The 25,783-nt window shown below is 57.3% G+C and carries 25 protein-coding genes; 16 read left to right on the forward strand and 9 right to left on the reverse strand.

From position 1 onward, the window contains the following. The first annotated feature begins 55 nt into the window (after positions 1–55). Positions 56–1,117, forward strand: a complete 1,062-nt coding sequence (locus MFLA_RS13525; protein WP_011480871.1) for an HD domain-containing phosphohydrolase — start codon at positions 56–58, stop codon at positions 1,115–1,117. Between the two features lie 139 nt (positions 1,118–1,256). Then, positions 1,257–3,389 carry an ATP-binding protein gene (locus MFLA_RS13530; protein ID WP_195742023.1) on the forward strand — a complete coding sequence of 711 codons (2,133 nt, stop codon included), beginning with the start codon at positions 1,257–1,259 and terminating at the stop codon, positions 3,387–3,389. Between the two features lie 3 nt (positions 3,390–3,392). Here MFLA_RS13530 and MFLA_RS13535 read toward each other — a convergent pair whose 3' ends face one another. Then, positions 3,393–4,283, reverse strand: a complete 891-nt coding sequence (locus MFLA_RS13535; protein ID WP_011480873.1) for a crotonase/enoyl-CoA hydratase family protein — start codon at positions 4,281–4,283, stop codon at positions 3,393–3,395. A 163-nt stretch (positions 4,284–4,446) separates the two neighbouring features. Between MFLA_RS13535 and MFLA_RS13540 the strand changes: the two genes are divergently transcribed. Further along, on the forward strand, positions 4,447–5,787 hold the full coding sequence (locus MFLA_RS13540) for an OmpP1/FadL family transporter (protein ID WP_195742024.1): 1,341 nt from the start codon (positions 4,447–4,449) through the stop codon (positions 5,785–5,787). Positions 5,788–5,851: 64 nt separating this feature from the next. Here MFLA_RS13540 and MFLA_RS13545 read toward each other — a convergent pair whose 3' ends face one another. From MFLA_RS13545 to MFLA_RS13560, 4 genes are all read right to left on the reverse strand, one after another. Next, positions 5,852–6,091 (reverse strand): DUF2171 domain-containing protein, encoded by a 240-nt coding sequence (locus MFLA_RS13545; RefSeq protein ID WP_011480875.1) that lies wholly within the window; start codon positions 6,089–6,091, stop codon positions 5,852–5,854. 106 nt (positions 6,092–6,197) lie between these two features. Then, positions 6,198–7,064 carry a universal stress protein gene (locus MFLA_RS13550; protein ID WP_011480876.1) on the reverse strand — a complete coding sequence of 289 codons (867 nt, stop codon included), beginning with the start codon at positions 7,062–7,064 and terminating at the stop codon, positions 6,198–6,200. Between the two features lie 15 nt (positions 7,065–7,079). Then, entirely contained in the window at positions 7,080–9,770 is a 2,691-nt protein-coding gene (locus tag MFLA_RS13555; RefSeq protein ID WP_011480877.1) for a cation-translocating P-type ATPase, read from the reverse strand. Between the two features lie 36 nt (positions 9,771–9,806). Then, positions 9,807–10,049 (reverse strand): hypothetical protein, encoded by a 243-nt coding sequence (locus tag MFLA_RS13560; RefSeq protein WP_048811769.1) that lies wholly within the window; start codon positions 10,047–10,049, stop codon positions 9,807–9,809. Between MFLA_RS13560 and MFLA_RS13565 the strand changes: the two genes are divergently transcribed. The 7 genes from MFLA_RS13565 (at position 10,048) to MFLA_RS13595 (ending at position 15,369) form a co-directional block, all read left to right on the forward strand. After that, positions 10,048–10,893, forward strand: coding sequence for a bifunctional hydroxymethylpyrimidine kinase/phosphomethylpyrimidine kinase (locus MFLA_RS13565; RefSeq protein ID WP_011480878.1), 846 nt, complete (start codon positions 10,048–10,050; stop codon positions 10,891–10,893). The genes MFLA_RS13560 and MFLA_RS13565 overlap by 2 nt on opposite strands. After that, on the forward strand, positions 10,880–11,509 hold the full coding sequence (thiE, locus tag MFLA_RS13570; RefSeq protein ID WP_011480879.1) for a thiamine phosphate synthase: 630 nt from the start codon (positions 10,880–10,882) through the stop codon (positions 11,507–11,509). Before MFLA_RS13565 ends, thiE begins: the two co-directional genes overlap by 14 nt. Before the next feature lie 9 nt (positions 11,510–11,518). Then, positions 11,519–12,805 (forward strand): glutamate-1-semialdehyde 2,1-aminomutase, encoded by a 1,287-nt coding sequence (hemL, locus tag MFLA_RS13575; protein ID WP_011480880.1) that lies wholly within the window; start codon positions 11,519–11,521, stop codon positions 12,803–12,805. After that, positions 12,802–13,383: an ATP-binding protein gene (locus MFLA_RS13580; protein ID WP_011480881.1), complete on the forward strand. Its 582-nt coding sequence runs from the start codon at positions 12,802–12,804 to the stop codon at positions 13,381–13,383. Before hemL ends, MFLA_RS13580 begins: the two co-directional genes overlap by 4 nt. Before the next feature lie 60 nt (positions 13,384–13,443). Continuing rightward, complete coding sequence (hemE, locus tag MFLA_RS13585; RefSeq protein ID WP_011480882.1) at positions 13,444–14,508, forward strand: uroporphyrinogen decarboxylase; 1,065 nt, start codon at positions 13,444–13,446, stop codon at positions 14,506–14,508. 128 nt (positions 14,509–14,636) lie between these two features. Then, complete coding sequence (gene lysM, locus MFLA_RS13590) at positions 14,637–15,113, forward strand: peptidoglycan-binding protein LysM (RefSeq protein ID WP_011480883.1); 477 nt, start codon at positions 14,637–14,639, stop codon at positions 15,111–15,113. 19 nt (positions 15,114–15,132) lie between these two features. After that, on the forward strand, positions 15,133–15,369 hold the full coding sequence (locus MFLA_RS13595) for a hypothetical protein (RefSeq protein WP_011480884.1): 237 nt from the start codon (positions 15,133–15,135) through the stop codon (positions 15,367–15,369). Between the two features lie 85 nt (positions 15,370–15,454). Here MFLA_RS13595 and MFLA_RS13600 read toward each other — a convergent pair whose 3' ends face one another. Next, positions 15,455–16,243 (reverse strand): SDR family NAD(P)-dependent oxidoreductase, encoded by a 789-nt coding sequence (locus tag MFLA_RS13600; RefSeq protein ID WP_011480885.1) that lies wholly within the window; start codon positions 16,241–16,243, stop codon positions 15,455–15,457. 207 nt (positions 16,244–16,450) lie between these two features. Here MFLA_RS13600 and MFLA_RS13605 point away from each other — a divergent pair, with 207 nt between their 5' ends. Together MFLA_RS13605 and MFLA_RS14750 are read left to right on the forward strand one after the other, a co-directional pair. Continuing rightward, positions 16,451–16,741 (forward strand): DUF5666 domain-containing protein, encoded by a 291-nt coding sequence (locus MFLA_RS13605; RefSeq protein WP_011480886.1) that lies wholly within the window; start codon positions 16,451–16,453, stop codon positions 16,739–16,741. After that, positions 16,726–16,920 (forward strand): hypothetical protein, encoded by a 195-nt coding sequence (locus MFLA_RS14750; RefSeq protein WP_195742025.1) that lies wholly within the window; start codon positions 16,726–16,728, stop codon positions 16,918–16,920. The genes MFLA_RS13605 and MFLA_RS14750 overlap by 16 nt, the downstream gene beginning before the upstream one ends. Positions 16,921–17,157: 237 nt before the next feature. On the opposite strand, the gene MFLA_RS13615 is transcribed toward MFLA_RS14750, so the two are convergent. Continuing rightward, positions 17,158–19,374 (reverse strand): primosomal protein N', encoded by a 2,217-nt coding sequence (locus tag MFLA_RS13615; protein ID WP_011480888.1) that lies wholly within the window; start codon positions 19,372–19,374, stop codon positions 17,158–17,160. Between the two features lie 90 nt (positions 19,375–19,464). Here MFLA_RS13615 and argS point away from each other — a divergent pair, with 90 nt between their 5' ends. The 4 genes from argS to MFLA_RS13635 all read left to right on the forward strand — a co-directional run bounded on the left by argS (position 19,465) and on the right by MFLA_RS13635 (position 23,330). Next, the gene (argS, locus tag MFLA_RS13620; RefSeq protein ID WP_048812018.1) at positions 19,465–21,123 is read left to right on the forward strand and encodes an arginine--tRNA ligase; all 1,659 of its coding nucleotides are present in this window, start codon (positions 19,465–19,467) and stop codon (positions 21,121–21,123) included. 116 nt (positions 21,124–21,239) lie between these two features. Beyond that, positions 21,240–21,836, forward strand: coding sequence for an SPOR domain-containing protein (locus MFLA_RS13625; RefSeq protein WP_011480890.1), 597 nt, complete (start codon positions 21,240–21,242; stop codon positions 21,834–21,836). Positions 21,837–21,890: 54 nt separating this feature from the next. Further along, positions 21,891–22,526, forward strand: a complete 636-nt coding sequence (locus MFLA_RS13630; RefSeq protein ID WP_011480891.1) for a thiol:disulfide interchange protein DsbA/DsbL — start codon at positions 21,891–21,893, stop codon at positions 22,524–22,526. Positions 22,527–22,535: 9 nt separating this feature from the next. Beyond that, a complete protein-coding gene (locus MFLA_RS13635; protein ID WP_011480892.1) occupies positions 22,536–23,330 on the forward strand; it encodes an SDR family oxidoreductase in 795 nt (264 codons plus the stop codon). 15 nt (positions 23,331–23,345) lie between these two features. Here the strand turns inward: MFLA_RS13635 and MFLA_RS13640 are convergent, their stop codons facing one another. Further along, entirely contained in the window at positions 23,346–24,794 is a 1,449-nt protein-coding gene (locus MFLA_RS13640) for a porin family protein (RefSeq protein WP_011480893.1), read from the reverse strand. Between the two features lie 85 nt (positions 24,795–24,879). Continuing rightward, entirely contained in the window at positions 24,880–25,659 is a 780-nt protein-coding gene (locus tag MFLA_RS14755; RefSeq protein ID WP_011480894.1) for a hypothetical protein, read from the reverse strand. Positions 25,660–25,783 lie beyond the last annotated feature (124 nt).

Here is a 25,783-nt window from a genome sequence, read left to right on the forward strand (position 1 = left end):
AGCGGTTGTAGAGGATGTGACGAGTACCCCCCCTGGACTAAGAACATAGGCAATTATGAAAACCTTCAACCTCGTTGATACCGCCAAGGTGCTGATACTGGATGACCAAGCTGTCAGCCGCTCTATCTTGTCAAAGATTGTGAGAAATCTGGGGCGTGGTATCAAGACTTGTGAGTTCTCCTCTCCCACCGAGGCATTGCTCTGGGCGCAAGACAATACCGCCGACCTGTTGCTGGTCGATTACGAGATGCCGGGTATGAACGGCCTGTGCTTCATCAATGAAATCACGCGCCTACCTCAATATCAAACGGTGCCCACCATCATGATCACGATCAAGCAGGATGTGGAAATTCGTTATGCGGCACTGGATGCCGGCGTGACCGACTTCCTCACCAAACCGGTGGACATGCATGAATGCATGGCACGCTGCAAGAACCTGATCACCCTGCGCCAGCAACGGCTTACCCTGGAGGACAAGAGCCGGCTGTTGGAAAGCATGGTGCGCGAAGCTACCGAAAATATCCTGATGCGGGAAAAGGAAACCCTGATGCACCTCGCCCGTGCGGGGGAATACCGCGATTACGATACTGCACAGCACCTGTTGCGCATGTCGCTTTACAGCCGCGTGCTGGCAGAGGCGCTGGGCTTCCCCGAGGACGAGGCGGAGCTCATCGAGCTGGCCGCGCCGTTGCATGACATCGGCAAGATCGGCATCCCCGACAGCGTGCTGCTCAAGCAAGGCCCGTTCACGCCGGAGGAAAAGAAGATCATGCAGCGGCATCCGCTCATCGGCTATGAAATCCTGCAGGGCAGCCCATCCAAGTATCTGCAGAAAGGCAGCGAAATTGCACTCGCCCATCACGAAAAATTTGACGGCTCTGGCTACCCCTATGGCATGTCGGGGCAGGAAATCCCCTTATCGGCCCGTATTGTAGCGGTAGCGGACGTATTCGACGCTCTGACCAGCCGCCGCCCTTACAAGGAGGCGTGGAGCGTGGATAAAGCGATCGAATACCTGATTGCGGAAAGTGGCAAGCACTTCTACCCGGAATTGATCAAGCTCATTCCCGACGTACATATCCTGTTTGAGGAAATTCACAAGCGCCATGCTTCCTGAGTTCGTGCATTTTCCTTCAGGGGACTTGAATATAACTTTATCTAGGCGCAATCTAGTACGCGTCATTGCAATGATACGGAGCTGCGATCTCCATCACAGCGCCTTTCAACTTTAAACACTCGACCAGCCTATGTCACTGATGCAACCTTTCAAGCGCGCCAGGCAATACTGGCTGACTCTGAGCAGGCATTGCGACCCGCTGGAGCTTGAGCAGGCCGTGATCCGCATCTGGCTTGGCATGACCTTCCTGTCCTTCCTGGTCTACCGGGAATTCACGGCTCCCAATCCCATCAGCGACAACTTCCCACTCGCCATTCCCATGACTGTGGTATTCCAGGTTTTGTCTTTCACGCTGTTCGGGCTGATCCTGTTCACAACCAAGCATGCCGCCTTGCGCAGGCTGTCCGGAGCATGGCTGGACATTGGGTTGCCCACCATGTTCATGGCGATGACGGGCGAGCTGGGCGTCATCTTGGTCGGGGTGTATTTATGGGTGACCTTTGGCAACGGCTTCCGCTTCGGCAAGAAATACCTGCTCCACTCCCAGGCACTGAGCTTGATCGGCTTCCTCTACACCATCAATGTCAACCCGTTCTGGTTGGAGCACAAAGCAATCAGCTACAGCCTGCTGCTCATGCTGGTGGCATTGCCGCTCTATGTCGCCACCCTGATCACGCGTATCGAGGAAGCCAGACAGAAAGCCGAGGTTGCCAACCATGCGAAAACCCGCTTCGTCGCCAATATGAGTCACGAAATCCGCACCCCGCTCAACGGCATCATCGGCATCAGTACCCTGTTGCGCAATACGCAACTCAATCCCGAACAGGATGAGCTGCTGCGCACGCTTGAAAGCTCATCCAAGCTGCTGCTAGCCCAGCTCAATAATGTGCTCGATTTCTCCAAGATCGAGCAGGAAAAGATGCAGGTCGAAAAGACCGAGCTCTCGCTGCGTGACCTGGCCGAGCAAACCATAGAAGTATTCAAGGGCCAAGCGCTCCACAAGCGCATCCGCCTGGAGAAAGACATCAGGATCGACGACGTGCGCGTCAAGAGCGACCCTTACATCCTGCAGCAAATCCTGGCCAACCTGGTCGGCAACGCCGTCAAATTCACCGAGCAAGGCGCGGTCACACTGTCAGTGCATGCCCTGGAAACCACAGCGGATCACGGCGTCTACCGCATTGAAGTCGTTGATACCGGCATTGGCATTTCTGACGAGCATCGCGAACGCATTTTCGAGAGCTTTACTCAGGCGGACATCTCCACCACACGCAAGTTCGGCGGCAGCGGTCTCGGCCTGACCATCGCCAAGCGCCTGGTTGAAGCACTCGGCAGCGAGCTGCACCTCAGCAGCAGCCTCAATGCCGGCAGCCGCTTCTGGTTCGACCTCTCTCTGGACATCGTCGCGCCAGCGCCGGCCGCCCCGCTGGTTGTCATCGATAACCATCCCAAATCCGCCACCAAGCCGCTCAAGATTCTGGTCTGCGAGGACAACGTCACCAACCAGACCATCATCGTCAAGCTGCTGCAATTGCCTGGGCACCACGTCTCAGTAGTGGACAACGCCGACGATTTGCTCGATAGGCTGGAAGTCGAGCAATTCGACCTCGTCGTGTCCGACCTCAACATGGCCGGCATGACGGGCATTGAAGCGCTCAAGCTTTATCGTTTCCTGCGGCCGGAAGACAAGAAAACCAAGTTTATTCTGTTCACTGCGGATGCAACGGTGGAAACCAAGGCGGCGGCTGAAGTGGCGGGCTTTGATGCCTACCTGACCAAGCCGATCGAAACCAAGCTGTTGTTCGACACGATTGCCAGCCTCACAGGGGGGACACCTGTGCCGGACCAGATCGCCCAGTTTTATGCAAGAGCGGATACCGCCACACCACAAGAAGCGGAGCAGGCATGCGATATTCTGTCATCACAGACATTGTCGGAGCTCGAGTTGCTCGGCGGACAGGATGGCATGTTCGTCCCCCGTCTCCTGGGCAAGTATGTCACCGACTGTGGAGCGTTGGTCAAACTCATCAAGCAGAACCTCGGTGCCAAGCGCTATGCCGAGCTGCACGAGTTCTGCCATGCACTCAAGGGCAACAGCCTGAGCGTCGGCGCCATCGCCGTAAGCAAACAAGCGGAATTGATGGACAAAGCAAGTCCTGAGGAGCTGCGTTTCCGCGGCACCATGATGCTGGAACAACTCGAAAAAGAATTCGAGGCAGCCACGCAAGCCATTAACGACTATCTGAATAGCCGGCAGGCCGCCTCGAGCTAGGCTTCACCCTGCGGCCCTGACAGCCTCATCCTGATCTCCAACCTTGGAGTTCTGGGCGCGCACCAGGCGCTCCATCACCTTGAGGTTGCGCTCGGTCAGCCGCAACGCGGCATCCACCCAGATTTCGGTAATATCCAGCAACTCCTGCTTGGTCAGCGGATTGACGCGCTGCTTGGCCCTCTGGATCGCCTGGAACGAGTTCAATGACTTATGGGTCTTGCGCACCCAATCATGCAATGCCTTCTCACCCTGGCCGTCTTCCGCCAATACATCCACCACGCCCATGTCATAGAGCTCCGCGCCGGTATACACCTTGCCTGAGCGGATCATCTTCTCTGCCGCACTCAATCCAATCCGGCGCAACAGGAAGCTCATTGCCCCCATGCCAGGGAACAGGTTGAATAACACTTCGGGCAAGCCCATAAGCGCGCCCTTTTCGGCAATCAGCACGTGCGCGGACAAGGCGGCTTCGAACCCGCCCCCCATGGCCTGGCCCTTGACGAGAGAAATCGTGGTAATCGGGGCCTGCATGTTATAAAAGGTCCACAGGTTGTCTATGCACAGGTGCGCATACGCCAGCAGCTTATCCCTTTCCTTGTTCTCTATTGCCTCCTTGAAGGTGGCCAGATCGCCCCCTAAGTTAAAAATACCATCCACGTCGGAGGCCAGGACTAGGTAATTTGTAGGCTGCTGTGGCCGATGAAGAGGATTGGCATGAGACGCCTCGATCTGTGTCTGGTTCATCAGCAATTCGCTCATGCAGATCTGATTGAAGCATGGCCGAGGACTCGGCTGCATGAACAACCAGGTAATACCAAACTCAGGCTCATAGTGGGCACGTACTTGCTCGAATTGGACAGTGTTCAAAGGGTTGAAATCGATAACGGCATTCATGATGAACTCCCCATAGATTAAGGTTAAAAAAGGCACTACATGCACAGACGTAGCACAATTGTGTTGCAAGGTAAATGCCTGATTGATTATTGGAAATTAAACAATCTTCAAACTTTGCCGTTATTATTCGTTTTGAGCCTGAATATCACTGATGGAAATCAAAATGATCAAACGCTTTTGCTTCTTATCGATCTTGGGAATCAGCAGCAGCGCAGCCACGACGGGACATGCGGCAGGCTTCGCCCTGATCGAGCAAAGCGCATCCGGGTTTGGCAATGCCTATGCCGGCATGGCTGCGCGCGCCGATGACGCCAGTGTGCAGTTCTTCAATCCGGCCAGCCTTTCCTGGCTGCCACCAGGCAGGCAGATCATCGTGGGTGGCAGTGCCATCCTGCCCAGCGCCAAGCTCAGGAATGTCAACAGCACCCACCGCAGCACTGGTACCCCCATTCCCGGTAACGATGGGGGAGATGCCGCCTCACTGGAGTTGGTGCCCAACTTTTACTTTGCAAATGACCTGGGGGACAACCTCAAGTTTGGCTTGGGCGTCACCGTCCCGTACGGACTGACCTCGGACTATGACAGTGGCTGGAAAGGGCGCTACCAGGCGCTGAAATCCGAGGTAATGACCCTAGACATCAACCCGGCTTTCTCTTTCAAGGCCAACGAGAAACTCTCCATCGGTGGCGGTATCAGCGTGCAATATATTCGGGCAGAACTGACCAATGCGCTCGATTCCAGTGCATTGTGCCAAGCCAACCCGGCATTGCCAGCGGGCACGTGTAACGCACTCGGACTGGGCCAAATAGGCAATCCGGCAGTAGACAGCTATAGCAAGATGCAAGGGGACGATATCAGTTGGGGGTTCAACCTGGGTGTGATCTTTAAACCTTGGGACGGAACGACATTGGGGGCCAGCTATCGCTCGCATATCAAGCACAAGCTGGAAGGAAAGGCAAAATTCAGACCTGTTGCCCCGCTGGCCGCCACATTACGCAACTCCGATATCTCCACCAGTCTCTCTCTGCCAGAAACCGCCTCGTTCAGTATTGCCCAGCGATTGAATGACCGTGTTGAACTGTTGGCTGATGTGACATGGACCAATTGGAGCCGCTTCCAGGAATTACGCATCCATTTTGATAATGGCCTGGGTGACAATGTCACCACCACAAAATGGAATGACAGCTACCGTTTCTCCCTTGGTGGGAACTATCGTTACAGCGACCGCCTGACGTTGCGCGCCGGGGTGGCTTACGACCAAACGCCTGTGCCCGATGCCGCTCACCGCACGCCGCGCATCCCGGATGCTGACCGCACCTGGTTTGCTGTGGGTGCAAGCTGGAAACTGGATGCAGCCAACACCCTGGATTTTGGTTACGCGTATTTGCGCCTGAAAGACACCAGCACCAGGCACGTCAGCGAAGGAGCTGTCAGCCATGTGCTGGAAGGCGATTTTACGTCGAAAGTGAATATACTCAGCGCACAGTGGGTATATAGCTTTTGAGCCGTGAACTCCAATGAGAAAAGCGCCCTAGGGCGCTTTTCTCATTAGGTCAGCAAATTAAAGGTCAGTTCGGCAAAGGCGTGGTAGACCACTCCTGCATCGCCTGCTCACCCGGGCGGTCCACGGTCACTTCGGCATTGTCCGTGGCCGTTACCCAGCTCACCGGAATATAGTGATGCTGGCCATTCTCATCCTTCTGCAGCTTGATCTGATTGCTGCCCTCCATATGATCCACGGTAGCAAATTGGCCACCTTGGGAACAGATCACTGGCATGCCGGGCAGGATTCCATGGGAAAGACTCATGATATCGCTCCTTGATGAAAGAGAACTGCCAGATTAGTCCTTCCCGGGATCTGCCTGCACCGGTGCAGGGCTGAAAACCCTGTCGGAATTACCTCCTAGGACTGGCTCAGCTCCTCACGATCAGCACATCGCAAGCGACGCTATCCAGTATGCGCATGGCGACACTGCCCAACAATACGCCCAGCAGGCCACTGCGGCCACGTGTGGATACAACCACTAGATCGACCTGCTTGTCCTGTACATATTTTTCCAGCAGCAGGTCGGGCTCACCATACTCCACCATGACTTCCATGGTAGCTGCGGCCTCTTCACCCGCCACGTCGCGGATAAAATCCCGGCAGTTCTGGATGGCATCGCTGCGCAATTCGCTTTCGTAAGCCACCCGGTCATCCATGCGGCTGGCGAAATGGGCAAACGAAGCGTGAAACACCACCAGGTTGTCAGGCCCAAACAAATCCACTGCACGCGCAAGCGCGGCGCGCGACAACTCGGAAAGGTCGGTGGCCACGACTATCCGGCCATAAGGCTTGCGCAGGCGCTTCTTCACCACCAGGACGGGCACCCTGGATTGGCGCGCAAGCTCCGTCACGGTGTCGCCGAGCAATGCCTTCTCCAAGGCCCCGTCGCGCTTGACCCCGGTCAGGATCAATTCGGCCTCTACCTCTTCGGCTACTTTCAATACCACCTCACTCGGCTTGCCCTTCAACACGCGGGCATCGATACTGGACAGACCGGCTTCGCCCAGTTCGTCTTCCAGCTCGGCCTGGATAGCCAGCGCGGCATCTGGTGGCTGGCGCCAGCTTGGTTCATCATCGATCAGCTCCACCTGCTCGACAGCATGCACCACCGTCAGCGCGGCATGCCACGCTCGCGAAAGCTGGATCGCACGATCCAGCGCACGGTCGCAACGCGCGCCGAGATCGGTTGCCAACAGCAACTGGCGTGGCCGCTTCATCTTGAATTCCGTTGTCACCAGGGTTTTCCTTCCTTAAGATTCTGCCAGCACGTTGGTTTTTCCGCGCTTCCGCATCAACATTTTCTCAAACTCCAGCACCAGCATAAAGACGATGCCGATCAATATGATCACGAGACCGTCTCTCCAGTCAATCGGCGCACTCGCAAACAAGGCATGCAGGGGTGCCGTGTACGTAAATGCCAGTTGCGCCACGATCACTACGGCCAGTGCGACCAGCAGTATCGGTGTGCCGACCAGCCCACGCCAGCTGAACGACTTGGCATTGAGATAGCGCACATTGAACAAGTAGAAGATTTCCAGCACGACCAGGGTATTCACCACCATGGTACGTGCCACTTCCTCCCCGAGTTCACGCTGCATGGCATATTCGAAAATGACGAACACGCCAATGGTGAACAGGACCGAGACAAAGCCCACGCGCCATAACAGGAACGGAGAAAGCAGCGCGGCATTGCGCGGGCGCGGCGGACGCTCCATCACATCAGGCTCGGCAGGCTCGAAGGCGAGCACCAGCCCCAGGGTCACCGTCAACACCATGTTGATCCAGAGAATCTGTGCTGGCGTCATGGGCAGAGCCATGCCAAGCAACAATGCAATCACCACGGCAAGCGCCTCGCCGCCGTTGGTGGGCAAGGTCCAGGCGATCACCTTGCGCACGTTGTCATAGACCGTGCGGCCGGCATGCACTGCCGCAACGATGGTGGCAAAATTGTCGTCCGCCAGTACCATTTCCGAAGCCTGCTTGGCCGCTTCGGTGCCTTTCCTGCCCATGGCAATGCCGACATCGGCCTGCTTGAGGGAAGGTGCATCGTTGACGCCGTCGCCTGTCATGGCGACTACCTCCCCCTGTTGCTGCAGGGCCTTGACGATACGCAGCTTGTGCTCTGGCGTGGTGCGGGCAAACACGCTGGTGTTCGCCAGCACGGCGCTCAATTCCTCATCCGGCACCTTGTCGAGTTCGGCCCCGGTCATGACGCCAGGTTCGTCCGCCAGGTGCAGCTGCTTGGCAATCGCCTGGGCCGTGGCAGCATGATCGCCTGTGATCATCTTGACCTTGACCCCGGCTGAACGGCAGCTGGCGATGGCATCAAGCACTTCTTCGCGCGGCGGATCGATAAAGCCCATGATCCCCAGGAATTCCAGGCCATCTCCCACATCATTGAATTCGAGATGCTGCTTGCCATCTTCACAACGCTTGGCGGCAAAGCCCAACACACGTTCTCCCTGCTGCGCGGCTTCGCTGATGCGCTCCATCCAGTATTCGTGGTCAGGATACCCACATTTCTCCAGCACGCTTTCCGGGGCGCCCTTGACGAATATCCAGGTACCGTGCCCCTCATGATGATGTAGCGTCGCCATGAATTTGTGCTTGCTGTCGAAAGGTATTTCGTCCAGCCGCCGCCATGCATCGCGCTCTTGAGCAACATCCTTGCCAGCCTTCATTGCCAGCGCCACCAGCGCGCCTTCCATCGGGTCTCCCAGGGTATGCCATTGCCCGGACTGCGCCTCCAACTTGGCATCGTTGCAAAGCAGGCCTGCCCGCACCAGGTCTTCCCACCCTTGATCTGGCGCATCGTCCTGCGGCTTGATCTCGCCCTCGGGCACGTATCCCGTACCTTCCACCAGGTAATGCGCCTTGCCTGCCACCATGCGCCTGACCGTCATTTCATTGCGTGTGAGGGTGCCGGTCTTGTCGGAACAGATCACCGAGGTCGCGCCCAGGGTTTCCACTGCCGGCAAGCGTCGGATGATGGCGTTACGCCTAGCCATGCGTTGCACACCAATCGCCAGCGTGATGGTGATCACCGCAGGCAGGCCCTCGGGCACCAGCCCGACCGAGATTGCCACGACGACCATGAAGGCGTCGATCCAGTCGTAGTCATGCACCAGCCTGGCAAACGCCAGCAATCCCAGAGCCAGACTGAGCGCAAACCAAGTGAACAGGCGGCCAAAATGATTGATTTGCTGCAGAAGCGGAGTTTCCAGGGTCTCCACTTTGGAAATCATGCTGCTGATGCGCCCGATTTCCGTCGCACTGCCCGTCTCCACGACCACGGCACGACCTTGGCCCGCTGCAACGATAGTGCCCGAATACAGCATGCAGTGCCGGTCACCCAGGTCGGCATCCTCGGCCACGGCCTGCTCCTGTTTCTGGCTGGGAACCGACTCCCCGGTCAGGATGGCCTCCTCGCAGGAAAGCTGCCGCGCCCTGAGCAGTCGCGCATCGGCAGGCACACTGTCGCCAGCTTCCAATACGATGACATCCCCGGGCACCAGCTCGCCCACTTCCAGGTGACGGCGATGCCCATCTCGCAATACCGTCACCTGGGGCACCATCATGTTGCGGATTGCCTCCAGCGCCTGCTCGGCCTTGCCCTCCTGGATATATCCCACGATCGCGTTGATCAGCACCACAGCAAAAATCACGGCTGAATCCACAGCATGGTCGAGGAAGAATGCAATCACGGCCGCAGACACCATGAAATAGATCAAGGCATTGTTGAACTGCGACAGGAAGCGCATGACCGGATGCTGCCGGCGCGGCGCGGGCAACTCATTCCGCCCATGCGCCTGTAAGCGCCTTGCGGCCTCCGTGCTAGTCAGCCCTTCAGGGCTGGACTGCACACGCTCGAGCACCTCATCAGGCTGGAGTGCATACCATGGCGGCGGAGCAACTGCATCTTGCTGGCTGGATGGCGGCATGGGCAAGGGCCTTTCAGTGGTTGGTATCTTCTCATTCTAAAAGGCTTTGTGGCGCGCAGGCAAAACCATTTTTGTAACGTGGCTATGCATGACCCAGAACTCTCCTTTCATCGCCAGCATCCACAATCGCCATGCTTCGTTCGAGGTGCAAATCCGCCCATTGCCAGCCAATGCTCTCCTTTCAGGAGTGATTAGGCTAAAATAGGCCGCTTGAACAGCATTGGCTTGCCAGTATTTTCCTGGCCCAGGCCCGTTTATCCATCTGACAGGATCCGCCATGGAAACAATCAACCTCATGCCTCCCAGCGTACTTACCTTTGCCGCGACCGACCCCAGCAGCGGCGCAGGCCTGCAGGCAGATCTCCTGGCACTGGCCAGCATCGGCTGCCACCCACTGTCTGTCGTCACCGCCATCACCGTACAGGATACGGTGGGCGTGGAAAACATTGTCGCCCTGGATGCGGAGCTCATCAACGAACAGGCGCGCACCATCCTCGAGGATATGCAGATTTCGGCCTTCAAGCTCGGCATGCTGGGCAGTGTGGAAAACATTGCCGTGATTGCCGAAATCGTCGCCGACTATCCCGATGTGCCATTGCTGATAGACCCCATCCTGTCTTCCGGCCGCGGCGACGAGCTGGCCAATGAAGCCATGCAGGAAGCGATGATAGATTTGCTGTTCCCGCAAGCGACGCTGATCACACCCAACAGCCTGGAAGCCAGGCGGCTGGCATTTACCGGCGACTTCAGCGATGAAAACGAGCATGCCTCCATGGAGGATGTTGCTGACCGCCTGCTGTCGCTCGGACCCGAATATGTCTTGATCACCGGTACGCATGAGCGCTCGCCGCAAGTCGTCAACAACCTTTATGGTTCGCAAAAACTGCTGCGTTCCTATCCTTGTGAGCGCCTGCCGGGAAGCTACCACGGCTCTGGCTGCACACTGGCCTCCGCTATCGCCGCCTGCCTGGCCCACGGCCTGGGCATGGAGGAGGCCATCGCGGAAGCGCAGGAATATACCTGGCATTCACTACGCCATGCATTCCGGCCAGGCATGGGGCAATACATTCCTGACCGCTTGTTCTGGGCACGCGAAGATTCTGAGTCTGATGACGCGGCATAGCCTTCCGCCTATCCAAGGCCTGTATGCCATTACCCCGGATGAGACCGATACTTCCAGGCTGGTGACCATCAGCGAGGCAGTCCTCGCCGGCGGAGCAGGGGCACTGCAATACCGCAACAAGCGTGTTTCCGGCACCCAGGCCAGCAATCAGGCCGGCGCACTCCTGGACCTGTGCCGCCGTTTCCAGACGCCCTTGATTATCAACGACGACGTCCAGCTCGCCGCTGCGCTGGATGCCGACGGCGTGCACCTGGGCATAGACGACGGCGATATTGCCGCGGCACGCGCGGCATTGGGACCCGACAAGATCATCGGCGCCTCCTGCTACAACAATCTTGCCCTTGCGCGGCAGGCCGCCAGCCTGGGCGCCGACTATGTGGCCTTTGGCGCATGCTTTCCTTCCTCCACCAAGCCCGATGCACCTCGCGCAGACATTGCCCTGTTCGCCAAGGCACGTGAACTCGGCTTGCCAATCGTTGCCATAGGCGGCATCACCTTGGACAATGCTGCAGGCATCATCAGCGCAGGCGCTGATGCCGTCGCCGTGATCGGAGCACTATGGACCGCTGCCGACATCGAGGCACGCGCCCGTCAATTCCATCAACTTTTCAATTAGAGCCAGGCCATGAGCAGAAACCAGCAATTATTCGAACAATCCCAAACCCTGATCCCGGGCGGCGTCAACTCGCCGGTGCGCGCATTTGGTTCGGTAGGCGGCACGCCGGTGTTCTTCAAGCGCGGCCTGGGTGCTCGCTTGTGGGATGAGGACGGCAAGGAATATATTGATTATGTCGGATCGTGGGGGCCGATGATCCTTGGCCATGCCCAGCCTGACGTCATTGCCGCTGTACAGGCCACCGCTGCCAACAGCCTGTCATTTGGTGCGCCAACCGCGCTGGAGCTGGAAATGGCGCAGCTGATTACCCAACTGGTGCCCAGCATGGAGCAAGTCCGACTGGTCAGCTCGGGCACGGAGGCCACCATGAGCGCCATCCGACTGGCGCGCGGCTTCACCAGCCGCAGCAAGATTCTCAAGTTCGAAGGCTGCTACCACGGCCATGCCGACTCCCTCTTGGTCAAGGCAGGTTCAGGAGCGCTCACTTTCGGCCAGCCCAGTTCTGCGGGTGTACCGCCAGAACTTGCTGCCCATACGCTGACCTTGCCCTACAACGATGTACAGGCCCTGGAACACCTATTCGAGGAACTAGGCAAAGAAATCGCCTGCGTCATCCTCGAGCCGGTGGCAGGCAACATGAACCTGGTACGCCCCACGCCGGAATTTCTTGGCGCATTGCGATCGCTCTGCACCCATTCCGGCACCCTGTTGATTTTTGACGAGGTCATGACCGGTTTCCGTGTCGCCTTGGGCGGCGCACAACAATTGTTCGGCATCAAGCCCGACCTCACTACGCTCGGCAAGGTGATCGGCGGCGGCCTGCCGGTAGGCGCCTTCGGCGGCCGTGCCGACGTCATGGCTTTCCTCGCGCCCCTGGGGCCGGTATACCAGGCCGGCACCTTGTCCGGTAACCCGGTCGCGGTTGCAGCCGGCCTGGCAACGCTGAAGCAATTGCAGCGTCCCGGCTTCCATGAAGAACTCGCGCTGAAGACGCGCCAGCTCACCGACGGCCTGGCCCGGGCAGCCCGCGATGCGGGTGTCACGTTCAGCGCACAAAGCGTAGGCGGCATGTTCGGCCTCTATTTCAGCGCCGAATGTCCTGCCAGCTTTGCCGAGGTCATGCAATCGGACAAGCAGGCATTCAACCGCTTCTTCCATGGCATGTTGGAGGCGGGCGTTTACCTGGCGCCATCGGCGTTCGAAGCCGGCTTTGTCTCGATCGCACATAGCGAAGCGGATATCAGCCAAACCATTGTCTCAGCACAAGGCGTGTTCAGCCGTATCAATGATCAATGAGCCACCAACCGACGCGCATTTATATCACAGGTGCCTCTTGTGCTGGCGTCACGACATTAGGCGCCATGCTTTCGCGACAATTAGACCTGCCGCACATTGATGTGGACCAGTTCTACTGGCTACCCACCAACCCGCCTTTTTCGCTCAAGCGCCCTCCGCAAGAGCGGGTAAGCTTAATCCGGGAAGCATTGGGAACCGAAGGATGGATTCTGAGCGGTTCGTTCGATGGCTGGGGCGATGTCCTGATCGAGCATGCCAGCCTGATCGTGTTTATCGTCACGCCCCATGCAGTGCGCATGGATAGGCTGAAAAACCGCGAAAAGCAACGTTATGGCAACAGGATAGCGCTGGGCGGAGATATGCACGAAGCGCATCTCGCGTTTACCGAATGGGCATCGCAATACGAGTCTCCCGGCCCCAGCCACACAGGGCGGAATCTCGCTCGCCACGAAAGCTGGCTTGCAAAACAGTCGTTGCCAGTATTGCGCCTCGACGGTACAGCCTCTCCTGATCGCATGGCGGAACAAGTCCTTTCGGCCTTATTTCAGACACGATACGGCCGCCCAACAGCTCCGTGAATAGCCCTTGCCTTGCTTAATGTCAGTAGAATAAAACCTTGAATGACAGGATCAGCCGTAATGACTTCACTGAAAAATGATGTTTTCCTCCGTGCACTGCAACGCCAGCGCACGCCATACACGCCAGTCTGGATGATGCGCCAGGCGGGGCGCTACCTGCCGGAATACCGAGAAACGCGCAAAAAGGCCGGCAGCTTCATGGATCTGTGCAAGAACACGGACCTGGCAACCGAAGTCACGCTGCAGCCGTTGGACCGGTTCCCGCTCGATGCCGCCATTCTGTTCTCGGATATCCTGACCATTCCCGATGCGATGGGCCTGGGGCTGTATTTCGAGGAAGGCGAGGGACCCAAGTTCGAGCGCACGCTGCGCGAGGAAAGCGACATCCGCAAGCTTGCCGTGCCTGACATCGGCAGCGAGCTTCGCTATGTCACCGATGCAGTAAGCCAGATCCGCCGTGCATTGGATGGCCGCGTCCCCCTGATCGGTTTCTCCGGCAGCCCCTGGACGCTGGCAACGTATATGGTAGAAGGCCGCGGGGGCACCGATTTCCTCACGATCAAACAGATGGCCTACGCAAGACCGGACCTGCTGCACCACATCCTGTCGGTCACCGCCCAGGCAGTCACCGCCTATCTCAATGCCCAGATTGCTGCCGGCGCACAGGCCGTGATGATATTCGATTCCTGGGGCGGCGCACTTTCCCATTACGCCTACCAGGAGTTTTCGCTGCAATACATGCAGCAGATCGTCAGCGGACTGACCAAGGAAAGCGAAGGCCGCGTCGTACCCAGCATCGTATTCACCAAGGGCGGAGGGCTTTGGCTCGAATCCCAAGCGGAAACCGGTGCGGATGCGCTAGGTCTGGATTGGACGATCTCCCTGGGTGAAGCGCGTAAGCGCGTGGGCAGTAAGGTTGCCCTGCAAGGCAACATGGATCCCGCCATCCTGCTTTCCACGCCTGAAGCCGTGGAAAAGGAAGTCGCGCGCATCCTCGCCGATTACGGTATCGGCAATGGCCATGTATTCAACCTCGGCCATGGCATTACGCAGTTCACGCCGCACGAAAATGCCGAGGCCATGATCAAGGCAGTGCACGCGATCAGCAGCAAATACCATCTCTGAATGCCGTTCAAGCAGCCATCGTTGACAAAAAATGACAATTGCGGCTGCACCATCAGCCATAACGTTGTAAGATGAACCTTGAACAGGTTTCATTTGTCGTTACCCAATAACAACAAGGAGATAAGCAAATGGGTTTGATTTCTTTCATCAAGGACGCTGGTGAGAAGCTGTTCGGCACTCACCTTACTCCAGAGTCGAAGGCCGAGAATCCGGTAGCCTCCGCCAATGCCGAGGCCAGCAAGGCCATCCTCAACTACATCCATAAAATGGATTTGGATGCTGACGAACTGCAAGTGGATTTCGACGGCGCCACTGGCAAAGTCACCGTGAGTGGCACTGCCGCCACCCAGGAAATCAAGGAAAAGATCCTGCTTTGTTGCGGCAACATCCATGGCGTCAGCGAGGTTGTGGACAACCTCAAGGTCACGACAGCCGAGACCGCTCCCGTGTTCTACACCGTGGTACGCGGCGACACCCTGTCCAAAATCGCCAAGCAGCATTACGGCGATGCCAATGCCTACATGAAGATTTTCGAGGCAAACAAACCCATGCTGACGCATCCGGATAAAATCTATCCAGGCCAGACTTTACGTATTCCCCAATAACTTTCACAGGAGATCCAGAATGAAATTACTCTCTACATCCATCCTCGCCATTTTCCTCGCCAGCCTGGCATTGAGCGGCTGCAGCAACAAGGAGGAAGAAAACGTCGAAGCGGCGGCCGCAGAGGCCGTAGAGCAGGCTCAGGACCATGCAGAACATGCTGCCGATGTGGCTGAAGAAGCCGTGGAAGATGCAAAAGACGCAGCCGAAGACGCCATTGAAAAGGCACGTGAAGCTGCCGCCGAACATCAGGAATAATGCGCTGGTATTAAGCGCTTGATCAATGCCCGGGCCAACACCCGGGCATTTTTATGCTGAACATCATGCGCAAGCACGCGCCCCGTTAGAAAGCAGACCGGATCAAGCCGCCTTCTGCGCGGATGGTGGCACCGTTAATCACTGCAGCGCGCGCGCTGCAGACAAAGGCCACGATGTCGCCGATTTCCGCCGGATCAATCAGCCTGCCGATCAAGGAGCCAGGTCGGTTCTCGCTAATGAATTTCCTTTCCGCTTCATCCAGGCTGACATCTGGATAGATGTCCTGGATGAATTTTTCCACGCCTTCTGTGCGAGTAGGGCCAGGCAGCACCGCGTTCACCGTCACGGCAGTCTCCTTGGTCAGTTCAGCCAGGGATCGTGAAATTCCCAACTGCATGGTCTTGGTAGCGCTGTAATGGGCCATCTCAGGCGCAGGCGTCACGCCTGACTCACTCGAGATGAACACGATGCGCCCCACCTTGCTTTCGAGCATCTTGCCCAGGTAATGCCTGGCGAGCCTGACGCCGCTCATCACATTGACTTCAAACAAATGCTGCCAGGCAGCATCCGTCTCATCAAAAAAACCGACGGCTTCATAAATGCCTAGGTTATTGACCAGAATATCGACTTGCGGAAACTGCGCTATGGTCGCCTGAGTACCTGCCAGAGTGCCATTGTCGGCTACCAGCCCCACCAGATCGGCCTGCGGCACATCCTGTCTGATCTGGCTGATGGCCTTGTCCACGCTGGCCTGACTGCGGCCATTAATGATGACTTTTGCCCCTTCCCGCGCCAGCGACCTCGCGATGGCCAGGCCGATGCCGGCAGAAGAAGCGGTCACGAGTGCCAATTTATTTTCCAGGTTGAGTTGCACGATTGACTCCTAGGATCAATGAACGGGAACAAGTATGCGCTCAATCCTCTTGCTTGATAAGCAATCGGCACCCAGCCCATCTGATCACAATGCAGTCCTCCTCGGAGGCCGTCCTACACCAAGATCGGCCTGATACTGATAGGGCAATGCTATCCCAATGGTTAAGCTTGCTCCATCCAAGCTCAACATCAAGAAAAGGATAACAACATGAAGCTTTGCAACCTGTTCAGCACCCTATCCCTGCTCACCGTGAGTACCTTGCTGGTCAGCACGCCGGCCATGGCGGACGAGGAATTTATCGGCCGTATCGAAGAACGTCCAGCCGGCAATCTCGGCATCTGGACCATCAGCGGGCAGCAAGTGGAAGTCACCGAGAAAACTGACATTGAACCGGAGCAGGGCCCCTTGGTGGTAGGCGCCTGCGTCGAGGTGGAGCATGACAAAGGGGTAGCCTCTGAAATCGAAACCATCAAGCCCGAAAAATGCGGCAAGCACTAACCACTGCGTTGCCGCAGCAGCTCGCATTCAAGGTTGGCGAGGCGTTCAGCCTGATCCGCCTGCCCCAGGCCAAGGTGAACGACGTACATGTGCCTCGCAGCCAGGAAGCCGCCCCTGCCGACTACTGTGCCGTTGAAGGCGGGGTTGTCGCCGATTTCCAGGCAGCTTTCCCAGTTTGAGGCGGCCATCGACAGCAGCGCTCCGGCTTGCACAAACACAGTGGTGCGCGCGCGTATTGACGGGGCTTCCAGCCGAGTAAGCGACTGAGGCTAGCGTCGGCTGACGCCAGCCAACCACCGCAACACCTCATCGTGCCTTGGCTTAATGCCTTCGTTTGACTGCCGTGCGGTGTTCTGGCCGGGCCTGATAAAGCAGCCTTATTGCCGATTCAGCATGCCAGCGCGGATGAAGATGAATTAGAACTCCTGCGGATCCACGTCCACCGCCCAGCGTATCTTGTTGCTGAGTGGATGGGCACGCAGCTGCGGCGTCAATTGCCTGAGGACTATCTGCAGGGTTTGCCTGGTCGCGGCCTGGAACAGCAACTGCCCGCGTTCCATGCCTTTGAGGCGCTCCATTTGTGGTCGGACCGGGTCATAGACCAATGCGTCGGTCCCTAGCGCTCGCGCGCTATCGGCAGCAAACTGCAGGAAGCGCTGCACGGGACCATATTCATTGGCCTCGGCCTTGATCAAGGCCAGGAATTCGCAGGGAGGGAACTGGGCAACTTCCCGCTCCTGCAGCAGGCTGGCGGCGTAGGCTGCAAAATCCTGGACGCGCAGGGCATTGAACAGCTGGTGCTCGGGAAAACTTGTCTGGATCAGCACCTCGCCTGGCTTATCCGCCCGGCCAGCCCGCCCCGCCACCTGCATGAGCTGGGCAAACAGGCGCTCGGCAGCACGGAAATCAGGACTGAACAGGGCACTGTCGGTATCGAGCACGCCCACCAGCGTCAGGTTGGGGAAATCGTGGCCTTTCGCCAGCATTTGCGTCCCCACCAGGATATCCACCTCGCCTACATGGACCGCAGACAACATCTCGCTCAATGCGTGCTTGCGGCGCGTACTGTCACGGTCAACCCGCAATACACGGGCTTCAGGCAGCAGCCTGGTCAGGGTTTCCTCCAGGCGCTGCGTGCCATTCCCCGTGGGGTGAAGGTCGGCATTGCCGCAACTCGGACATTGCCGCACGATGTTCTGCTCATGTCCACAATGATGGCAGCGCAGGAATCCCTGGCGCAGGTGGACCACCAGCCGACTGCTGCAACGCATGCAGGGTGCAATCCAGTGACAGGCATTGCACAGCAGCACCGGCGCATAGCCGCGGCGATTGATGAAGAGCAGGCTCTGCTCACCACGCTCCAGCCGAACTTTCAGTGCCTTGAGCAGCTGCGGCGACAAGCCTTCCTGCATCTGCACCCTGGAAACGTCCACGCAATTGACTTGCGGCAGCTGGGATTGGCTCACCGCCCGCTGCTGCAAGGTGAGCAGGCCATAGCGCCCATTGCGGGCGTTATGCCAGGTTTCCAGTGCGGGGGTGGCCGAGCCCAGCACGATGGGAATGTTGCGGCGTTGCGCGCGCACCAGGGCCACATCTCGGGCATGGTAGCGCATGCCGTCCTGCTGCTTGTAGGAAGTGTCGTGCTCCTCGTCCACGATCATGAATTTGAGCCCGGGCAGCGGGGTGAACACCGACAGGCGCGTGCCGATGACAATGCGTGCCGCACCAGTCTGCGCCAGGCGCCAGTTCTGCAAGCGCTCACTCTCGCTGAGATTGCTGTGGAGGGTAACCAGCGGGAATTGCGGCAACCGCGTACGGAAGCGTGCTTCCAGCTGTGGGGTAAGGTTGATTTCCGGCACCAGCACCAACGCCTGGTCCTGATTACCCTCCAGCACTGCCTGTAGCAGGCGGATGTATACCTCGGTCTTGCCGCTGCCGGTGATGCCGTGCAGCAGCCACGGCCTGAAGGTATCCCGATACTGCAGGATGCTCTGTACGGCCAGGACTTGCTCTTCATTCAACTCTGGCTGGACGCTGGAAGCATGCAATGTCGAGCCCAGGCCTGCATAGACCTGCTCTTCTTCTATCCAGCCCCGTTCACGCAACGCCGCCAATCCCTTGCGCCAGCCCGGGCTGAGTTCTGCCAGCTCTGCCTCGTTCAGGCGGCCATGCGCGCGCAATGCGGCGAATATGCGGCGCTGGACTGCTTGCCGCACGGGAATGGCACTGATGTCAGCAGCCTGGCCGGCGGAGTTGAGCCAATAGCAGAACTGTTGCCTGGCCCGCGCCGGCTCGGTCTGGCGCAGGCGCGCGGGCAACGCCGAAAGCAAGGCCTGTCCGTAAGGGTATTGGTAGTAATCGGCACAGAATTTCAGCAGTGAGAAAAACTCGCCGTCGAGCACGGGCTCTTGATCGAAATACTGGATGATGGACTTGAGCTTGGCAGGCGCAACATCGCTCGCGTCGGCCAGGTCGACCACGATGCCCACCTGCCTGCGGGGGCCGAACGGCACCACGACGCGTTGCCCAATCTGCACGGGCGCCTCGCTAAGATAATCGAACACACCATCCAGCGGAACATCGAGCGCGACTTTAAGAATATGCAGGCGATGCGCTTGGCGGGGTTCAGTCATGGCATTCCCATGACGAAGTTCGACAATTGCATATCAGTGCAAGCTTGCAGTAGGTTAAAATAATGCTTTTATTCACGTTTGTCGCTCGCCTTGAAAGCACATCTTACCGAATTACTGCAGGTCGCAGCAAACAGCCTTGATGCCGGTGCGGCCATTTCCGCCATCCAGCTTGAACGTCCCAAGAACACGCAGCACGGGGATTTTTCCACCAACCTGGCCATGACGCTGGCCAAGCCCTTGCGCCAGAACCCGCGTGCGATTGCGGAATCCCTGATCAAGGCATTGCCAGCCTCCGAATACGTTGAAAAGGTCGAAATCGCAGGCGCCGGCTTCATCAATTTCTACCTGAGCCCGTCCGCCAAGCAGGCAGTCGTGCGGGAGATCCAGCGCCAGGGGGAGAAATACGGCACCAATGACTCAGGGCAATCGCGCAAGGTGCAGGTGGAGTTCGTTTCCGCCAACCCGACCGGCCCGCTGCACGTCGGCCATGGCCGAGGCGCCGCAGTCGGCGACTGTCTCGCTCGACTGCTCGCCGCCAACGGCTGGGCGGTCACACGTGAGTTTTATTACAACGATGCGGGCGCGCAGATCGACAACCTCACCGTATCGGTGCAGGCGCGCTGCAAGGGCATCACCCCCGGTGATGCCGCCTGGCCGGAAAACGGCTACCGTGGCGACTACATCGCCGATGTCGCCGCCGCCTACATGGCAAGGGAAACCGTCATCGCTGATGACCAGGCCGTCACTGGCAAGGGCGATGCTGAAGACGCCGAGGCAATCCGTCAGTTTGCCGTGGCCTACCTGCGCCACGAGCAGGACCTCGACCTCAAGGCATTCAAGATCAACTTCGACGTCTTTTCACTCGAGTCCGCCCTCTACCGCGAAGGCAAGGTGGAAAGCACTGTCGAAAGCCTGATCCGGAGCGGCCATACCTACGAGCAGGATGAAGCGCTCTGGCTGCGCACCACGGATTTCGGCGACGACAAGGACCGCGTCATGCGCAAGCGCGAGGGCGGCTATACCTACTTCGTCCCCGACGTGGCCTATCACCTCGACAAATGGCAGCGCGGTTTCGAGCGTGTGATCAACGAGCAGGGCGCCGACCATCACAGCACCATTACCCGCGTGCGCGCCGGCTTACAGGCACTCAATGTCGGCATTCCGCAGGGGTGGCCGGAATACGTGCTGCACCAGATGGTGACCGTATTGCGCGGCGGCGAGGAAGTGAAGATCTCCAAGCGCGCGGGTAGCTATGTCACGTTGCGCGACCTCATCGAAGAAGTCGGCTGCGATGCCACGCGCTATTTCCTGGCCGCTCGCCGCGCTGATTCGCAGCTGGTGTTCGACATCGACCTTGCACGCGCGCAGAGCAACGACAACCCGGTGTATTACATACAATACGCCCATGCCCGCATCTGCAGCGTATTGAGTGAATGGGGCGGCGATGTTGCCAGCCTGGCTCAGGCGGACCTGAGCCTGCTGGAGACCGAGCATGAAGCCATCCTGATGCAGCGTCTGGGCGAATTTCCCGAGCTGGTTGCCAATGCCGCGCAGGAACTGGCGCCGCACATGGTGGCCACCTATCTTAAGGATCTTGCCGGCGACCTGCACAGTTATTACAACGCGCATAAATTCCTGGTGGAAGATGCCGATGTCACCACCGCGCGCATGGCATTGATCAGCGTCACGCGCCAGGTGCTCCGTAACGGCCTGGAGTTGCTTGGCGTCAGCGCACCAGAAAAAATGTAGCCTGAATGACAACATCGGATCATTGACGGGGAATCATCGCAACCTGGGTCAAGTCGCTAGGCAGGCCTCCAAGCAAGGCTCGCCAGCACCTGAATGAAAGAGGAAGAGGAATTATCGTGAGTCGAGATTACAAGCCTGCGCAGCGCAAATCGAGCGCCAGCAGCAACAGCAAGGGTAGCCCGTTTTTCACCGGCTTACTGGTTGGCCTGCTATTGGGAGTCGGCATTTCCGTGGCTGTCGCCATTTTCGTCATGAAAAGCGAAAGCCCTTTCTCGGATAAGGCAGGCAGGCCTAAACTGGAACCGGACGAAATCGCCTTGCCCAAGCCAGAGCCCAAGCCGGCAGGCCAGACTGGCAGCGAAAAGCCACGATTCGATTTCTACACCATTCTGCCCGGCACTGAAAGCCAGGTGACGGAACAGGAGATCAAGCAGAAGGAGGCCGCCCCGGCCCCAACCCAGACGCAGGAAAGTTATTTCCTGCAAGTTGGCGCATTCCAGACAGAGCAGGAGGCCGACAACATGAAGGCCAAGCTGGCGCTGTTGGGCATCGAAGCCATCGTACAAACGGCGACCATTCCCGGCAAGGGTGTGTGGCACCGCGTTCGCGTGGGCCCGTTCGCCGACCTGAACCAAATCAACAGCGCCAAGTCTGATCTTGCGCAGAATGGCTTCAAGGCGGATTTGATCAAGGTAAACTCTCCTGGCCAGTAATCCTGACCGGCTTGCCAAACGTTAACCACTTCAACTCGATTGTAAGGACATGATATGAAAAAGCTTCTCGCCGCCTTGATGCTGCTGGTGTCAGCAACGGCCCTGGCGGACCCGCAGCTGGGTAACGATTTCAACCAGACCGCAAAAACCATCAAGACCGACAACCCAGCCAAGATCGAAGTGCTGGAAATTTTCTGGTACGGTTGTCCGCATTGCTATCACCTGGAACCAAGCCTGGCGAGCTGGGTGAAGAAGCTACCTGAAGATGTCTACTTCAAGCGCGTTCCCGGTGTTCCCCGGCCCGACTGGGCACCAGCCGGCAAGGCGTTTTATGCGTTGGAAGCCCTCAACTTGACAGAGAAGCTGCATACCCAGCTGTTCGACGCCATCCATAAGGCACGCACGATCAACCCAGCCGTGGAGGCGCAACTGATCGACTGGATCACCAAGCAGGGCGGCCAGGACCGCAAGAAAGTGGAAGAAGCGTTCAACTCCTTCTCCACCAACAACAATGTCGTACGCGCCATGAATACCTTCCGCGATTCCGGCGCCACAGGTGTGCCTGCGCTCATCATCGATGGACGCTACATCACCTCCAGCTCCATGGCAGGCGGCAACCAGAATGTGCTCAAGGTAGCCGACTATCTGATCGAGAACGTACGCAAGGAAAAGAGCGGCGGCGCCAAGTAATTTTTGCCTGTGGCGATACTGCACGCACCCGCTGCCGGCCAGCGGGTTTTTATTACCGGTGCCTCCAGCGGCATCGGTCTCGCTCTTGCCCGGCACTACCTCAGGCAAGGCGCCATCGTCGGCGTCACTGCCCGCAGAACGGACTTATTGTACAAACTTGCAGCCGAGTTCCCCGATGGACAATGCCTGCCTTACCAAGCGGACGTACGTGACGCCCAGGCCATGCAGGCCACTGCGCAGGCTTTCATCCAGGCCGCCGGCGTGCCGCATATCGTGATTGCCAATGCAGGCGTCAGCTGCGGCACCCTGAGTGCCGAGGCTGAAGATATCACCGCATTTCATACCATATTCGAGATCAATGTCTTCGGCATGCTGCACACCTTCCAGCCTTTCATTGCTGCCATGCGTGAATCCGGGCTACGAGGCCAGCTGGTCGGTATCGCCAGCGTCGCAGGGATACGCGGCTTGCCCGGCGCGGGCGCCTACAGCGCCTCGAAATCGGCCGCCATCACCTACCTTGAAAGCCTGCGTACCGAAATGCAGCACGACGGCATCGCCGTCACCACCATCGCTCCCGGCTACATCCGCACCCCGATGACCGATGTCAATGGCTACCGCATGCCTTTCCTCATGGAAGTTGATATCGCCGCGTCAAAGTTCGCTCACGCCATCTCCCGACGCAAGCGCTTTGTCGTCATTCCCTGGCAGATGGGCTGGGTAGCGCGCATCCTGCACATCATTCCGCATTGGTTGTGGGATAGGTTGACCAGGAATGCGCCACATAAGCCCAGGATAGAGCTTTGACATACCACTTGGCGCTCAGAACGACTTCTCCATCCTGATCCCGGCCTGCGTCCGGCGATAGGAGAAAAACAGCGGTAAGCTACTGTCAGTATCGAAATGCTGCACATACAGTGAAGGCTTGACACCTTGCACCTGCAAACGGGGGAACCCCAATGCCAGGCTGTAGAAATCCTCGGTGTCCTGGCGCAACCCGCCGTATATCGGATTGTATTCATCATATTTCCGCCAGCGCCTGGAGGCTGACATGGTCACGTCAAACCATGAGCTAACAGTATGAAACATCCCCACCCGCACACCAGAACGCTCGAAGCTCGCCATGGGGAAAGGATCCAGCTTACGACGGATATAGTCCACACCGCCGAACAGCAATGTCTTGTCGGATAACGCATATAACTGGTTCAGCGTCACCAAATATTGCTTGGCGTCGTTGTCCCTTTCCTCCTCCCTCACATACTGGATATCCTGCCAGTTGATGCTGAAGGTATTCTGCCACCTCGGCGTCAACTGGCTACGCAGCTCCGCCATCATGCCGCCTGCGGTGTAGAGTCTGCGGTTGCTCTGCCAATAGGCTTCAAAGGTGGGGGCGATAAACAAGCGATGGTTGGGCGTGCGATAAGCATAGCCAAGCGCCATGTTCGCCATCCCGATGTTGTACAGATTATCCTGCGTATAGTCCGAACCATAGACCAGCGAGCGGAACATCAACCCATGGCGGCCTTTTAAGGGCGTGAATTTCTCCGCAGTGAACGTATAGTTCACTCCATGGCTCGGCAATGCCCCTGGCGCAGACCATCGGGCCGCACATAGATCACTGCTGATTGAGAGCAGACAGAGCGACGCCCCGGAAGTCAGGTTGATATTGTCATCCTTGAAATAATCCAGCGCGGCATAAAACTTCCACTCGTTGCGCCTTTCAAGCGCATCTAGGTATAAATTGAGATTATGCTGCACCGGCAAGGGGAGATCGGGCGTCATGACGGAAAGAAAAATCTGTTTGGCCTCCTTGTCCTCGCCATTCTTGAACAAGGCTCGCGCATAATCCATCTTGCCGCGCGTGAAATCCGGAAGATACGACAATGTCCGCTCGTATTTCTCCAATGCCAGGGACAGGTTGCCCTGCGCTTCAGCTAGATTAGCCTCTGCATACGCCACCAGGCTGGGGTCGCGGTGCGGGGAAACCAGGTAATAGCTTAGCAGTTGCTTGACCTTGACCCAGTTCTGCTGGTTGATCTGGACGAAAATTTCCTGCGCCAATGTTGCGGTGCTGTTTTGATCATCACCTAGCATAATCGCAGGCTCTGCCTGAATCTGCTCCTCAAGCGTAGGCTGGTTACGGCGATTATCCAGCCGTTCGCGCGCCTGGTCGTTGAATTGCCATTGGTTGGCACTATTATCGAAGAAATCGTTGGCCCATGCCGTGGATGATAGACAAAGGACAATCAGAGGGAATAGAAGGGCTTTCAAATGTTCACCTCGTCTGGCACAACAATATGAAACAAAAAAGTACAAGCCCGAAGGCTTGTACTTTCTTTCATAGTTAGAGACTCAATTAACGCGTGCCAGCAAAGCCGACGCTCTTGCTTGCATCTGTCAGGTGATCTGCCGTCCCTGCCAACGCTTGTGCACTATTCCCGTAAAAGAAGCCATTAACCTCATAGTCAATGTTATTTGCTGTACCAATGAATCTGGCAGTGGCCGCACTTCCCGAACCAGCAACATATATAATCGTTGAACTATCAAGAGCAATAGTGTTGCTAGAGCTGGCAATACTGCCACTAAGAGTTCCGCCAGTACCTGCAGCATTGAAATTTGCCGTCAATGTGCCAGTGTAATATTCATTTCCTTGTCCTACCCCTTGCGTAGCATAGTTATAGTTATTGCCCTTTACGGCATCTAGGCTACGTGTAACATTGTCGCCCACTACATATGCAGCATAGGCAGGAACAGAAGAATTGGATGGTGAAACACCTTCCCATACGCCAAAATAGACTCTGTTGCTGTCGCTACCAGTCACTCTTCCGAGAGCCCAAGTTCCCATGCCGGCGTGGCTGCCTGTACCGCCGGAAATCGTGGCGATACCGTTGCTATCTATAGAGGTGCGCAGAGTGTCATATAGAACATGGGCATTGATTCTGGCGCCACTCCCAACCGAATAGACGCCAATACCAGGCTCATTTGCAGCACCATGGGTAGGTCCTGTATATACAGAAGGCCCTACATTAACCAAAGCTGGATGGGTAGAAAAACCAACTACATTTTCACCGGCAGCAAAACTAACACCCGAAACTGATAATAAAACCAATGAAGCTAAAGATAACTTCTTCATCATTACTTCCTTTCCTAGTTTTATGTGGATAAGTGCCTTTTCAAGTCAGGCGGAGTCTGAATATATAATTATCAGAATGATTTTTATTATTATTTATTGTTATTGGAAATTGGCAATACCGCAGCGG

Source organism: Methylobacillus flagellatus KT (assembly GCF_000013705.1).
GTDB lineage: Bacteria > Pseudomonadota > Gammaproteobacteria > Burkholderiales > Methylophilaceae > Methylobacillus > Methylobacillus flagellatus.

Bases quoted from the DNA above. Each gene is read 5' to 3' on its own strand.
- MFLA_RS13525 (WP_011480871.1), top strand. From the start codon at position 56: ATGAAAACCTTCAACCTCGTTGATACCGCCAAGGTGCTGATACTGGAT.
- MFLA_RS13530 (WP_195742023.1), top strand. From the start codon at position 1,257: ATGCAACCTTTCAAGCGCGCCAGGCAATACTGGCTGACTCTGAGCAGG.
- MFLA_RS13535 (WP_011480873.1), bottom strand. From the start codon at position 4,283: ATGAATGCCGTTATCGATTTCAACCCTTTGAACACTGTCCAATTCGAG.
- MFLA_RS13540 (WP_195742024.1), top strand. From the start codon at position 4,447: ATGATCAAACGCTTTTGCTTCTTATCGATCTTGGGAATCAGCAGCAGC.
- MFLA_RS13545 (WP_011480875.1), bottom strand. From the start codon at position 6,091: ATGAGTCTTTCCCATGGAATCCTGCCCGGCATGCCAGTGATCTGTTCC.
- MFLA_RS13555 (WP_011480877.1), bottom strand. From the start codon at position 9,770: ATGCCGCCATCCAGCCAGCAAGATGCAGTTGCTCCGCCGCCATGGTAT.
- MFLA_RS13565 (WP_011480878.1), top strand. From the start codon at position 10,048: ATGGAAACAATCAACCTCATGCCTCCCAGCGTACTTACCTTTGCCGCG.
- MFLA_RS13560 (WP_048811769.1), bottom strand. From the start codon at position 10,049: ATGGCGGATCCTGTCAGATGGATAAACGGGCCTGGGCCAGGAAAATAC.
- thiE (WP_011480879.1), top strand. From the start codon at position 10,880: ATGACGCGGCATAGCCTTCCGCCTATCCAAGGCCTGTATGCCATTACC.
- hemL (WP_011480880.1), top strand. From the start codon at position 11,519: ATGAGCAGAAACCAGCAATTATTCGAACAATCCCAAACCCTGATCCCG.
- MFLA_RS13580 (WP_011480881.1), top strand. From the start codon at position 12,802: ATGAGCCACCAACCGACGCGCATTTATATCACAGGTGCCTCTTGTGCT.
- hemE (WP_011480882.1), top strand. From the start codon at position 13,444: ATGACTTCACTGAAAAATGATGTTTTCCTCCGTGCACTGCAACGCCAG.
- lysM (WP_011480883.1), top strand. From the start codon at position 14,637: ATGGGTTTGATTTCTTTCATCAAGGACGCTGGTGAGAAGCTGTTCGGC.
- MFLA_RS13595 (WP_011480884.1), top strand. From the start codon at position 15,133: ATGAAATTACTCTCTACATCCATCCTCGCCATTTTCCTCGCCAGCCTG.
- MFLA_RS13605 (WP_011480886.1), top strand. From the start codon at position 16,451: ATGAAGCTTTGCAACCTGTTCAGCACCCTATCCCTGCTCACCGTGAGT.
- MFLA_RS14750 (WP_195742025.1), top strand. From the start codon at position 16,726: ATGCGGCAAGCACTAACCACTGCGTTGCCGCAGCAGCTCGCATTCAAG.
- MFLA_RS13615 (WP_011480888.1), bottom strand. From the start codon at position 19,374: ATGACTGAACCCCGCCAAGCGCATCGCCTGCATATTCTTAAAGTCGCG.
- MFLA_RS13630 (WP_011480891.1), top strand. From the start codon at position 21,891: ATGAAAAAGCTTCTCGCCGCCTTGATGCTGCTGGTGTCAGCAACGGCC.
- MFLA_RS14755 (WP_011480894.1), bottom strand. From the start codon at position 25,659: ATGATGAAGAAGTTATCTTTAGCTTCATTGGTTTTATTATCAGTTTCG.